The organism is Arthrobacter sp. MYb214 (assembly GCF_002979865.1).
Taxonomy (GTDB): domain Bacteria; phylum Actinomycetota; class Actinomycetes; order Actinomycetales; family Micrococcaceae; genus Glutamicibacter.
In genome coordinates this window covers 102,817-115,168 of the sequence record NZ_PCPZ01000002.1, presented here as the reverse complement: position 1 = coordinate 115,168, position 12,352 = coordinate 102,817, and the positions used below count along the sequence as shown (strand labels likewise).

The following is a 12,352-nucleotide window of genomic DNA, read 5'->3' as shown; positions in this document are numbered from 1 at the left end:
GGCCATGAAGTCCGTACCCGCAAGCCAGTTGGGATAAATTGGAAGCATGAAAGCCACCAGCAGCACCTCGCATCCAGCCAAGGCCCCTCACGCGCACAGCGGGCTCTGGGCTGCCAATGAGCTGCGCCGCCGCATTGCCGAAGGCGAGCTATTGCCCGGTGACAAGCTTTCCGAACAGACCCTGGCTGAATCGTTGGGGCTCTCGCGCAATACCTTGCGCGAGAGCTTCACCTTGCTCAATAGCGAGCTGATCATCACCCGGATCCCCAACCGGGGTGTTTTCGTGGCTTCTCCGGATGCTGATGATGTGCGGGAAATCTATGCGGTGCGCCGCACGGTCGAGCCTGCATGCCTGGCATGGGGCCAAGACATTGATCTGGACCGGTTGGGCAAAATCATCGAGGAGGCTCGCACAGGTCTGGCTGCCGGCGACGTGCCGCGGATGGCCAATGCCAATCAGGCTTTCCACAAGCAGCTGGTGGCCTCCTCCGATAGCGAACTGCTCCAGGAGCTGATGAGCCGCGTGCTGGCTCGTATGCGCCTGGTCTTCCACGCCATGAGCGACGCCCCGGATTTCCATTCGCACTACGTAGAACGCAATGCGAATCTGCTGGCCATGCTCCGCGCCGGAAAGCGCCTGGAAGCCGCCCAGACCCTGCGCGGCTATCTCGACACCGCTGAAGCTGAATTGCTCAGCCACATCGCCCAACGCCCGGAGTAGGCATGGAGCAGGGCCTTGGCCCATGCCGCTTGCGATTTCCATCTCATCCGCGCCGTGCATTCCTCACTGCTCTGCGGCAAATGCCAGCCTCCAGCGCTTGCCTCATCGGGTTGTGCACCCTCGTTTTCCACGGATGCCCCAGACGCCGAATCCGGGTTTGCCCCGCGGAATTTCCACTGCGATCACCGGTTTTTCCGGATCCTTGATGCTATCGCCGCCGCCTGCCTGCCGGTGCGGACAGCCGCAAGCCCAGCGCCCTGCGGGTTTCCTCGACGCACGGACAAACCAAGCAAGCACATAGATAGCCAACGTATGGTTTAACGAAACCATTGCACGCCACCGCCGTTTCATCACGGCCTAGGCCCTCGTCCCCTGCTTGGAAGGTCGCACCACCCGTGAAATTGCCTGTAGCCGAATTGCACATCCACCTTGAGGGAACGCTGGAGCCAGAAATGATCATGGCGCTGGCGGCAAAAAACGGTGTTGAGCTGCCCTATGCCACCGTTGACCAGCTGCGTGCCAAGTACCAGTTCAGCAATCTGCAGTCCTTCCTCGACCTGTTCTATGCGAATATGGCGGTCTTGCGCACCGCTGGAGACTTCCACGAAATCACCGTGGCCTACCTGCAGCGCGCCCATGACTCCGGCGTGCGCCATGTGGAATTGTTCTTCGATCCGCAGGCTCACATCCAGCGCGGACTGGGCCTGGGCGAGGTCATCGCCGGCATCCGTTCCGGTCTGGCCGAGGGCGCAGAACGCTGGGGGATCTCCCACAAGCTCATCGCGTGCTTCTGGCGCCATGCCCCAGCGGAAGAAGCGATGGACTTGATGAAGGTGCTGGTCGCCGAGAAGCACGATATCGATGGCATCGGCCTGGATTCCTCGGAGGTGGGTTTCCCGCCCGAGCTGTTCCAGGAAGTCTTTGCCTATGCCCGCGCCCACGGCCTGCACGTCGTTGCCCATGCGGGCGAGGAAGGCCCTGCTGACTACATTTGGCAGGCGCTGGACTTGCTGGAGGTTGAGCGCGTGGACCACGGCATCCGTTGCCTGGACGACCCGACGCTGGTTCAGCGCTTGGTCGACGAGCAGATGCCTTTGACTGTCTGCCCGCTATCCAACATCCGCTTGCGTGCGGTGGACACCATGGCCGATCATCCGTTGCCGCAGATGCTCGAAAAGGGCCTGAAGGTTTCGGTGCATTCCGATGATCCTGCCTATTTCGGCGGATACATGGATGCCAATTTTGCCTCGCTCATGGCAAGCTTCAACTTCAGCACCGGGCAGCTGGCTACGCTGGCAAGGAATTCCTTTGAATCCGCATTCCTGAATGAAGAATCCAAGCAGGTACTGCTTGCCGAAGTCCAGGCCTGGGTTCAGCGGCAAAGCCTTTAGACATGGGAACGCGGCGGCCTCTTGGGGGAAGGCCACCGCGTTCGATCCAGTGCCAAAGGCCCTGGTGGGAACTTGGCGGCCCCCTTGGGGTGAGGCCGCCCCGTTCGGTCTATGTGCTAGGGAACCTGGTATTGGGAATCCCTGATATCCGTGATGAGCATGTGCCCCGGTGCGTGGCCGATGGCCAAGGCCGGGCGGGACTCCATCACTGCTGCCTGCGGCGTGACGCCGCAGGCCCAGAACACCGGAATCGTCCCTTCCGGGATCTGCACTGCATCTCCGAAGTCAGGTGACCCCAGATCTGCTATGCCCAGCTCTTGGGGGTTCCCGATATGCACTGGAGCCCCGTGCACAGCTGGATAGCGCGAGGTAATGCGTACCGCGTCGGCAACCTGCGAGGCAGGAATCGGACGCATGGAGACCACCATCGGACCGGACATCGCTCCGGCCGACTGCGAGCGGATATTGGTCTTGTACATTGGCACGTTCACGCCCTGGTCGATATGCGCGATGGAAATGCCGCTTTCCATCAGTGCGCTCTCGAAGGTGAACGAGCAGCCGACAATGAAGGTCACCAGATCATCCCGCCAGTACTCTGACAGGTCGGTGGGCTCATCCACCTTGACCCCGTTTTCGTAAACCATGTACTTCGGCACGTCGGTACGGATGTCCCCGCCTGCCAGCAACTCGTTGCTGGTCTGCCCCGCCTCCAGGACACCGAGGATCGGGCAGGACTTGGGATTGCGCTGGGCAAAGAGCAGCACATCGAAGGCCAGCTCCTGGGGAACGATGATCAGATTTGCCTGCGCATATCCAGCGCTGATCCCGGCGGTAGGCAGCACCTGCCCGGCACGGAACAATTCGCGGGCTTCGCTTGGGGCCATCGCCGCACGTTCGGAATGCCCGAGACTCTTCAGGTCCTTCATGATTGCTTGGCTCCTAGCCGTTCCAGAGGGCTGCCAGACCCGAAATCGAGTTCCAGCCGAGGTAGACGCTGAGCAGCCAGGTCAAGGCACCGATGACCAGCAGGGCCTTGGGGTAGTTGTATCCGTTCATCAGGTCGCGGCGGCGCCATGCGACCCAGAGCAGTACTGCGAAGCCCACAGGAAGGATCAGACCGTTGAAGGCTCCGGCGAAGATCAGCAGGGTTGCCGGCGCCTTGCCCAGGAACAGGTAGATGATCCCGCAGACCACGATGAAAGCCACGGTGATCAGGTTGCGGGTGCGCTCCGGTGTGGTGCGCTTGGTGATGAAGGAAACCGAAGTGTAGGCGGCACCGATCACACTGGTCAGCGCGGCAGCCCAGAGGATGATGCCGAAAGCACGGATGCCGATGGGGCCGGCGGCGTGGCCGAAAGCTTCGGCAGCCTTGTTGTCGCTGGTCAGCGCTACGCCGCCAGCCACAACGCCGAGGATCGCCAGGAAGAGCAGCACGCGCATGACACCGGTGACGATGATTGCCAGGGTCGAGATGTTGGAGATCGACTTGACATGCTCCACGCCCGATGTGCCCGAATCGATCATGCGGTGGGCGCCGGCGTAGGTGATGTAGCCGCCAACGGTGCCGCCGATCAGGGTGGTGATGATCAAGAAATCGATCTTCTCGGGGAGCACCACGTTGCGGATCGCATCGCCCACCGGTGGGGCGGCGACAATTGCCACGTACAGCATCAGCAGGATCATGACGGCTCCCAGCATCACCACAATGCGGTCCAATGCCATGCCGGCTTTCTTTGACAGGAAGACCAGAATGGCGATGGCCGCGGAGATGGCGCCGCCAATTTTGGCATCAACACCCAGCATGGCGTTCAGGCCCAGGCCAGTGCCGGCGATATTGCCGATATTGAAGACCATGCCGCCGATGAATACCAGTGCGGCCAGTACCCAACCGATGCCAGGGACGACTTTGTTGCCCAGTTCCTGGGCACGCATTCCGGATACCCCGATCACGCGCCAGACGTTCAGCTGGACCGCGATGTCCACAAGGATGGAGACGACAATGGCGAAGGCGAAGGCCGCGCCAATTTGGACCGTGAATTCTGTGGTTTGGGTGATGAAGCCCGGTCCGATGGCGCTGGTGGCCATCAGGAACATGGCGCCTAGGAGCGCCGTGCGCCGCGCCTTGCTGCTTTGGGATGTTGACTCAGGAAGTGCCATGATGACGTTCCAATGCGATAGTGGTGACAGCTGTCACAGAATCAATGTAACGCACAAGACAATACAGGTTGTTGAACAACTATTGCAACGGGTTGTTCAACAATTTTCGAATTTTTGCGCTTTTAAATTACTGTGGCAGCTCACCCGCATGCCGGTTCAGCTGAAAACGCCAATATGAAGGTGATCAGGGCTCCGTGCGGCGATCAGGCAAATGGGGCCGCGCGGGCCTTCGATTACTCGGTGCCCTGCCCGGCCCCAAAGGTTTCTTGCCGCTGCATCCCAGGAAGCGCAGCGTTCAGGACTGCTTCGAATCGCCAAGCTCCTCGTGCTTGGCCTCGATTCCCTTAGGCGTCGTGGACTCATCGGTCAGTTCCTTTTTCACTTCCACGATATCCAGCACTCCGGTATCCGTGTACCACTCGGTTAGCGCCGGGTCATCGCTTTCGAAGTCCGCGCCCGCACCTTCCTCCTCGGGCACTGCGGCCACGCCGAAGACGAAGTCATCGCCATGCTCGTCGATGCCCCGGCGGACACCGCCGCGGATCGCCTCGACCGCATAGCGGTGGCGGATCATCAGCGGATCATTGCTCAGGTCCATGGCCCAGGAGATCATCACGCCGATCAGGATCACGGTGAACGGCAAGGCGCAGGTTACCATGATCGACTGCAAGCCAGACAGCGCGTTGCGTCCGCCGGCCAGCAGCAGGAACATGGCAATCAGGCCGAGGGCGACAGCCCACACAATGGTCACGGGCTTGGAGGGCTCGGGTCGACCGGACTGGGACATCGAGCCCATGACATTGGCTGCGGAATCCGCTGCCGTCACGAAGAACACCAGAATTGCCACCAAACAGACCACCCACATCACCGGGCTGAAGGGAAGATTCGAGAGCAGATCGAACATGACATTCTCACCTGAGTTCTTCACCTCCATGTCTTGCCCGGTCATCCGCATCCAGATGGCACTGCCACCGAAAACGACGAACCAGATGATGGAAATCGCGGCCGGTACAAAGACCACCACGGTCACGAATTGGCGCAGGGAGCGGCCCTTGGAAATCTTTGCAATGAACATGCCCACGAATGGCGACCACGAGATCCACCATGCCCAATACAGAGTCGTGTAGGCGGTCAAGTATTCCTTCTGCACCTCGCCCTGACTCGCGGCAACGGTAAGCATCTCAGGCAAGTTGCCGATCAGGGCAATCAGTGAGGTAGGAACCAAGTCCAGGATGAAGACCGTGGGTCCGGTGACCAGCACGAACAAGGCCATGGCTACGACGAGGGTCATATTCGCATTAGAAAGCAGGCGAATGCCCTTCTTGATCCCGGCTACGGCCGACAGCGTGAAGACCGCGGTCAGAATGCTGATCACGACGACAACATATCCGTTGCCCAGCTCCAGCCCGGTAATGATGTTCGTTCCGGTACGAATCTGCAGCGCGCCGATGCCCAGCGAGGTTGCAGTGCCGAACAGGGTCACCAGCACCGCGAAGATGTCGATGATCTTGCCCAGGACCTTGTTATTTCCTCCGGGGAATACCGGTTCGAAGAGCGAGGAGATCAGAGGCAGGCGACCGCGACGGTAGGACGCATACGCCAAGGCTCCGCCCACCAACGCATAGATGCACCATGCGAAGCTGGCTTGATGCAAAATCGAGTCGGTCATGGCTGGAAGCACCGCTGCCGCGGATTCCGCTTCGGCAGTTGTCGAAGGCGGCGGCGTGATGAAGTGGCTCAACGGCTCAAGCGGGCCGTAGAAGATCAAGCCAATGCCCAACCCCGCAGCGAAGAGCATCGAAATCCAGGAAATTGTCGAGAACTCGGGAACGCTGTCATCGGCGCCGAGGCGGATCTTCCCCGTCGGACCATAGCCGACCACCAGCATGAAAATGACGATTCCAACCACGGTGAGATTGAAGAGCCAGCCGAAGTTTTCCACGACCCAGCTCTGCATGGTCGTTCCCACCAGGTTCAGATTGCTCGGCGCGAAAATGGCCCAGACCAAGACCGCGGTTGAAACCAGCAACGCCACAACGAAGACGCTGCGGCGCGTCGAAAACTTGATTCCGGTGTCCTCAACGCTGATCCCCGGAATCAAACCTGGGTGGATCCCAAATGCTGGTTCCTTCGCGACACCGCGCAATGCGTTCTTAACCTTGTTGGCCTTCTTCCCCGAACTTTCTTGCATATCTGGAGAAGCCGAAGAAACTTCTCCAGACCTGTCTGCTGAACTTCTTGGACGTGACTTATCAGTATCCATAACTTCACATAATATTGCGTCGGACCCGATTAATTCCATTCCACCTGCTCGACCCCCGAAGAGAACCCTACCCATTAGGCTGTTCAGAAACTGGCATTCTCCCTAGGCAATCAGATGGATTAGTCGATTTGCCGGTTTGTACCGAGGACGGGAGCAGAGCCCGCATACGGCGGCCGTCATAGTAAGCTTGGTGCCTATCTGCTGGCAGCTTGCCAGCAAGCGAAGAAGGCTGCTGCTAAGACATTTGGATGTCTTGGCAGCAGCCTTCCTCACGACGCGGCTCGACTAGTGGAAGAAGTGGCGTGCACCGGTGAAGTACATCGTGATGCCTGCTTCATTCGCTGCCGCGATGACTTCCTCATCGCGTACCGAGCCGCCCGGCTGCACAACAGCCTTGACGCCGGCATCGATCAGGATCTGCAGGCCATCGGCGAACGGGAAGAACGCATCCGAGGCAGCAACCGCGCCCTGCGCGCGCTGCTCGGAAGCAGCCGCGTCAGCGTTCTCTGCACCACCGGCGGCATCCGCGCCGGACTCGACCTTCACGCCCAGGGTGTTGGCGCGCTCCACGGCCAGCTTGCAGGAATCGATGCGGTTGACCTGGCCCATGCCAATGCCCACTGCAGCGCCGTCCTTGGCCAGCAGAATCGCGTTGGACTTGGCAGCGCGCACGGCGCTCCAAGCGAATTCCAGATCTGCCAAGGTAGCAGCGTCAGCAGCTTCGCCGGCAGCAAGGGTCCAGTTCCCCGGGTTGTCGCCCTCGGCGTCGATCTTGTCGCCGGCCTGGACCAGCATGCCACCGCTTACCTGGCGGAACTCGTTCTTGTTGCGGCCATAGCCTTCTGGCAGGGCCAGCAGGCGGATGTTCTTCTTGGCGGAGAGGATCTGCACCGCTTCGGCCTCGAAGTCCGGGGCAATAACTACCTCGGTGAAGATGCCCTTGACGGTTTCTGCCATTTCCTTGGTGACCGTGCGGTTCGCGGCGATGACGCCGCCGAATGCGGACACCGGGTCGGTAGCGTGGGCCTTGCGGTGCGCATCAGCGATTGGATCTGCCGCGTCATCCGAAGCGACGGCCACACCGCAAGGGTTGGCGTGCTTGACCACAGCCACAGCCGGCTTCTCGAAGTCGTATGCGGCACGCAGTGCAGCATCTGCATCCACGTAGTTGTTGTAGCTCATTGGCTTGCCGTGCAGCTGATCAGCCTGGGCGATGCCGGCTGGAGCGGCTTCGTCAACGTAGAGCGCTGCCTGCTGGTGCGGGTTTTCGCCGTAGCGCAGCACATCGGCACGCTGCAGGGCCACGCCTGCGTAGGCTGGCCAGTCGATGACGCCGTCGCCGTCCTCATCCAGGAACTGGCTTGCGGTCCACGAAGCTACCGCGGTGTCGTAGGCTGCGGTGTGAGCGTAGGCCTTGGCGGCCAGGCGCTGGCGGGTCTTCAGATCGAAGCCGCCCTCGGCTGCTGCTGAGATGACCTGCGGGTAGAAAACTGGATCAACCACGATGGAAACGGCGGCGTGGTTCTTCGCTGCCGAGCGGACCATGGCTGGGCCCCCGATATCGATCTGCTCGACAACTTCATCCTGCGAGGCACCCGAGGCGACGGTCTGCACGAAGGGGTACAAGTTCACCACTACCAGGTCGATCTGCTCGATATCCATCGAGGAGAGGGTGTCCATGTGCTCGGTGACGCGGCGGTCCGCAAGGATGCCGCCGTGGATGCGCGGGTGCAGGGTCTTGACGCGGCCATCGAGCATTTCAGGGGAACCGGTCACCTGCTCGACCTCGGTCACGGGAATTCCAGCGGCAGCGATCTTCTTGGCCGTGGAGCCGGTGGATACCAGCTGCACGCCTGCGGCGTGCAATCCAGCGGCCAGCTCCTCCAAGCCGGTCTTGTCATAGACGGAAATCAGTGCGCGACGGATAGCGACTTTGTCCAGCACGGTCTTACTCACGAAATTTTTCTCCCGGCGGTGAGAATGAATGGGGCGGGCAGCGCAGAGGCCACCGCCTTCATTCTAACCAAGGAAGGCACCGGAATTTCAGTTCGTGTCAAGCCCCTTCCGGCAATGAGGAAAGGTGCGGGAAATATGAAGAAAGCTGCTTGTCAGTCAGGCAAAGCTGCAGAAGTTTCTCTGCATGTTCTTCATCTGCGACATAGGCCACGAGATCCGCCTTGGTCCGTTCGCCCAACTCTTCGCGCAACGACCGGGCTACCGCAACCAGCGTGTGATAGTAGCGCTTGATAGTAGGTTCCCAGCCATCACGCGCTGCCAGTCCGGTCATCGCCTCGGACCATAGCGTGGCCGCGGGATCTTCGCATAAATCAATGGATGACCAGTGCCAATCGCTGGGTTCCCACTTATCCGAGTAGAAGCTCTCCTCGTCGCTGTCTTCCAGATCCGCTTCCAAGGAGGCCAAGACGTCGTCGAGATCTTCCCCGTCGGAATCCTCGTCATCCGGCTGGTCTTCGTCTTCATCATCGGAATCCGTGATCAGCAGCGAATCGTCTTCCAATGTGACGGTTTCAGGTTCAAGGCTTCCATCGCCTTCGGCATCGGGACGGTCCTCGTAATCGGCAGGCTCATCGGCGTCTTCACCGCGTTCCACCAATTGCTCGCGAGACTCCGTGAGGCGATCTCGTTCCAGGGCCTGCACCGAGTTCAAGGCCAGCAACGGCATGGCGATGCTTTCGCTTTCCTCGGTGCTGACTCCATGCAAGGCAATGGCATAGAAGTCCTGGTCGGGGTGTCCAGCTATCACTTCCGCTGCGTGTCGAAGGGCAGTCACCCGTATAGCCTCTTCGAGAGCGGTCCAATCTACTCCCATGTCCAGAGATTACCCCCTTGCCGGCGCAGACAACAGGCCTTGACGTGGCGGGAGAAGAAGCGTAGAGAGCTACACCTGGAACCTGGTTTTCGGCTATGCTTCACGCGGTACAAACCATTTCTGCTCGCACACCGAAAGGTGCACCACTGTGTCTTCCGCACCCCTGCCTTCTGGCACATCGATCGTGCAAGAGCTGCCGTTCAAATGGAAGGTGCAGGGCACCATTTTCATTATCGGCGGACTCGGCTTCATGTTCGATGCCTGGGACGTGACCCTCAACGGCGCGTTGATTCCATTGGTCGCCGAAGAGTGGGGGCTTGACCGTCCCACCGCGGCCTTGCTGGGCACTTCCAATCTGGTGGGCATGGCCGTGGGCGCCTTCCTCTGGGGCGGGATCGCCGACCGCTATGGACGCAAGAACGCCTTCAGCCTGACGCTTCTGATGTTCTCGCTATTCACCATCCTCGGCGCGCTGTCCCCGAATTTCGGCTTCTTCGTCGCCTTCCGCTTCCTGGCCGGCGTCGGCCTGGGAGGCTGCATCCCGGTGGACTATGCGCTCGTTGGAGAGTTCACCCCTGCCAAGCTGCGCGGACGCGTGCTCACCGCCATGGATGGCTGGTGGCCGGTGGGCGCGGCACTGTCCTTCTTCGTTTCGGGGTGGGTGATGGCCACCGCCGATAATTGGCGGCTGATCCTGGCGGTCATGATCCTGCCCGCGTTCATGGTGTACCTGGTACGACGCTCCATGCCCGAATCCCCGCTGTTCTTGGCAGCCAAGGGCCGCGACGCCGAGGCCCGTGCGGTCATCGACCAGCTCGTGGAACGCACCGGGGCCGCTGAGCGCGAGTACGTAATTGCACCTGTGGAATTGGAAAAGGCTCCGCGCTGGTGGGAGCAGGTCGCCTCGCTGTGGCGGTACTCCTGGAAGATCACCGCCACCAGCTGGCTGCTGTTCATGACCATTTTGCTGGTCTACTACCTGGCCTTGACCTGGTTGCCATCGATTCTGACCGAGGCCGGAATGGCCCAGTCAGCCTCGTTCTTCGCTACCGCGGTGATGGCCCTGATGGGGCTGGTGGGCGTTGTTCTGGCAGCATTGCTGGTGGAGCGGGTTGGCCGTAAATGGCTGCTGGCGATCTCCGCGCCAATCTCAGGCATCGTGCTTGTGATCGTAGCCCAGAACCTGCATATCCCAGCGACCGCGATTGCCTGGGTGCTGGTCTTCGGCGTGGTGGTCCAGGTCGCTATTCCCGTGCTGTATGCCTACGTTTCCGAGCTGTACCCTACCGAATTGCGCGCCAGCGGTTTCGGCTGGGCCTCGACCATGTCCCGCTTTGCCGCCGGCTTCGGTCCCCTGCTCTTCGCGGCCCTGTGGCCAGTGGTCGGGCTGGGCTGGCTCTTTGCCGGCGCGACTGCGCTGGTGCTGGTAGCCGTCGTCTTCATGTCGCGATTCGCTCCAGAAACGCGCGGCATGAGTTTGGATTAAGGATCATCTGCCAGCGGCGAATGCCAGCACCTTCTGGTGCTGGCATTCGCTAGTCCTGCGTAGTTTGCGGGCGCAAGCCATCGCGCATGATCTGCACGATGCGGTTCTCCAAACCAGGCTGGCTCTTGCTGAAGGCCCGCGGCAGTGGACGGGTCATGGCCCCGATGGTGGCAATCAGTTCTATCTCCGTTACGTCTTTGCGGACCAAATTCGCGTTCTTGGCCAAGCCCAAGGCGGAGTTCAGGGACTGGCCGGCCTCTGCCTGGACCTCCAGAATGCGGGGGCTGATCTTCCGTGGCAGTTGCAGCCCGAGCGCTTCGCTCAGTGCCCCGAGATTCTGCTGGACCAGCGTGCCAAGCAGAACTTCCCAAGCGTCCGTGTCACCGTCTTCAAGCCGCTGAACCGCTGATTGGGAAGCGATTCGGATATCCCCAAGCGTGCCGAGGGTGACTTCTTCAACCAGCGCATTCCGGTCAGCAAAGTTTCGATACAGTGTGCCGATGCCCACTCCGCTGGCCTCTGCAATAGTTTCCATCGCAATCTGGGCGCCGTGTTCTGCAAATAATTCACGAGCTGCTCGAAGGATGTTCTCACGTCGCCGAAGAGCATCTGAACGCATGAGTGGAATCCGATCTGAAGGAAATTCTGGCGCACGACTTGCCACCTGACGATTTCACGATAGCGGACAGGCAGTGCTCTGACGAAGCGGAAATCAACTTTCCAGAACGAAAAGTTTGCTCCCCGCGCCCTCGCCCAGCCATTCCGCATTTCCAGAAACCGTGCTATCCCTAGGATCTAGAACCTCAAGGCCAAGGAATCCTCGGATATGCGTTTTCAGCTCATCAGGCACGGACAAACCCCATCGAATGTTGCCGGGCAGCTTGATACCGCTTACCCGGGTGCCAGCCTCACTCCGCTGGGGCATCGCCAGGCTCGTGCCCTGCCGCAGGCATTCAGTGGCGGGCAGCTGCAGTCCATCTATGCCTCGACGCTGAACCGCACGCAGCTGACGGCCCAGCCATTGAGCGAATCCACCGGACAGAAGCTGCAGGTCATTGACGGCCTCGAGGAGATTTCAGCCGGGACCTTGGAGATGCAGGCCGACGAGGCCTCACGCTATGCCTACGGCATGTGCCTGCATTCGTGGATGCATGGCGACTGGGAGCAGAAGATGCCCGGCGGGCCGAACGGCTACGACTTCATTGAAAGATATTCCAAGGCCCTGGAAACCATCGCCCGGGCACAGGACTACTCCGGCACGGTCGCGGTATTCAGCCATGGTGCCGCCATTCGCGTCTTCAGCGCATGGGCTACGAAGATGGCGCCTGCCGATGCCGCAGAGCTGCATATCGAGAATACCGGTGGCTCCTTGCTGGAATTGGGCATCGGCGGAACGTGGGCCTTGGAATGGTGGAATCCAGAACCGCTCGGTGGCGACTTCGTTCGCGATGTTCTCACCGAGGACGTAACGGGCGGCGAGGACGGCATCCCCTGAGCACCCCGC

10 protein-coding genes are annotated in these 12,352 nt (G+C 60.5%); 4 read left to right on the top strand and 6 right to left on the bottom strand.

Features of this window, described 5'->3' with window-relative positions; genetic code table 11:
- The first annotated feature begins 46 nt into the window (after nt 1-46).
- Together CQ012_RS06320 and CQ012_RS06315 are read left to right on the top strand one after the other, a co-directional pair.
- Nucleotides 47-721: a GntR family transcriptional regulator gene (locus tag CQ012_RS06320; RefSeq protein WP_105661647.1), complete on the top strand. Its 675-nt coding sequence runs from the start codon at nt 47-49 to the stop codon at nt 719-721.
- Between the two features lie 395 nt (nt 722-1,116).
- The gene (locus CQ012_RS06315; RefSeq protein ID WP_105661646.1) at nt 1,117-2,112 is read left to right on the top strand and encodes an adenosine deaminase; all 996 of its coding nucleotides are present in this window, start codon (nt 1,117-1,119) and stop codon (nt 2,110-2,112) included.
- A gap of 116 nt (nt 2,113-2,228) precedes the next feature.
- Here the strand turns inward: CQ012_RS06315 and CQ012_RS06310 are convergent, their stop codons facing one another.
- The 5 genes from CQ012_RS06310 to CQ012_RS06285 all read right to left on the bottom strand — a co-directional run bounded on the left by CQ012_RS06310 (nt 2,229) and on the right by CQ012_RS06285 (nt 9,323).
- Complete coding sequence (locus CQ012_RS06310) at nt 2,229-3,038, bottom strand: putative hydro-lyase (RefSeq protein WP_105661645.1); 810 nt, start codon at nt 3,036-3,038, stop codon at nt 2,229-2,231.
- Between the two features lie 13 nt (nt 3,039-3,051).
- Nucleotides 3,052-4,269: an NRAMP family divalent metal transporter gene (locus CQ012_RS06305; RefSeq protein ID WP_105661644.1), complete on the bottom strand. Its 1,218-nt coding sequence runs from the start codon at nt 4,267-4,269 to the stop codon at nt 3,052-3,054.
- A 295-nt stretch (nt 4,270-4,564) separates the two neighbouring features.
- Complete coding sequence (locus CQ012_RS06295) at nt 4,565-6,460, bottom strand: BCCT family transporter (RefSeq protein WP_181149022.1); 1,896 nt, start codon at nt 6,458-6,460, stop codon at nt 4,565-4,567.
- Between the two features lie 357 nt (nt 6,461-6,817).
- Entirely contained in the window at nt 6,818-8,488 is a 1,671-nt protein-coding gene (gene purH / locus CQ012_RS06290) for a bifunctional phosphoribosylaminoimidazolecarboxamide formyltransferase/IMP cyclohydrolase (protein WP_105661642.1), read from the bottom strand.
- 97 nt (nt 8,489-8,585) lie between these two features.
- Nucleotides 8,586-9,323, bottom strand: coding sequence for a hypothetical protein (locus CQ012_RS06285; RefSeq protein WP_146112913.1), 738 nt, complete (start codon nt 9,321-9,323; stop codon nt 8,586-8,588).
- 187 nt (nt 9,324-9,510) lie between these two features.
- Between CQ012_RS06285 and CQ012_RS06280 the strand changes: the two genes are divergently transcribed.
- The gene (locus tag CQ012_RS06280) at nt 9,511-10,848 is read left to right on the top strand and encodes an MFS transporter (RefSeq protein WP_105661640.1); all 1,338 of its coding nucleotides are present in this window, start codon (nt 9,511-9,513) and stop codon (nt 10,846-10,848) included.
- A gap of 49 nt (nt 10,849-10,897) precedes the next feature.
- On the opposite strand, the gene CQ012_RS06275 is transcribed toward CQ012_RS06280, so the two are convergent.
- Entirely contained in the window at nt 10,898-11,467 is a 570-nt protein-coding gene (locus CQ012_RS06275) for a TetR/AcrR family transcriptional regulator (RefSeq protein ID WP_105657365.1), read from the bottom strand.
- Nucleotides 11,468-11,674: 207 nt separating this feature from the next.
- Between CQ012_RS06275 and CQ012_RS06270 the strand changes: the two genes are divergently transcribed.
- A complete protein-coding gene (locus CQ012_RS06270) occupies nt 11,675-12,343 on the top strand; it encodes a histidine phosphatase family protein (protein WP_105661639.1) in 669 nt (222 codons plus the stop codon).
- Nucleotides 12,344-12,352 lie beyond the last annotated feature (9 nt).

Excerpts from the sequence above, each read along its gene's own strand:
- CQ012_RS06320 (WP_105661647.1), top strand. The coding sequence starts at position 47 with ATGAAAGCCACCAGCAGCACCTCGCATCCAGCCAAGGCCCCTCACGCG.
- CQ012_RS06305 (WP_105661644.1), bottom strand. The coding sequence starts at position 4,269 with ATGGCACTTCCTGAGTCAACATCCCAAAGCAGCAAGGCGCGGCGCACG.
- CQ012_RS06310 (WP_105661645.1), bottom strand. The coding sequence starts at position 3,038 with ATGAAGGACCTGAAGAGTCTCGGGCATTCCGAACGTGCGGCGATGGCC.
- CQ012_RS06275 (WP_105657365.1), bottom strand. The coding sequence starts at position 11,467 with ATGCGTTCAGATGCTCTTCGGCGACGTGAGAACATCCTTCGAGCAGCT.
- CQ012_RS06270 (WP_105661639.1), top strand. The coding sequence starts at position 11,675 with ATGCGTTTTCAGCTCATCAGGCACGGACAAACCCCATCGAATGTTGCC.
- CQ012_RS06295 (WP_181149022.1), bottom strand. The coding sequence starts at position 6,460 with ATGCAAGAAAGTTCGGGGAAGAAGGCCAACAAGGTTAAGAACGCATTG.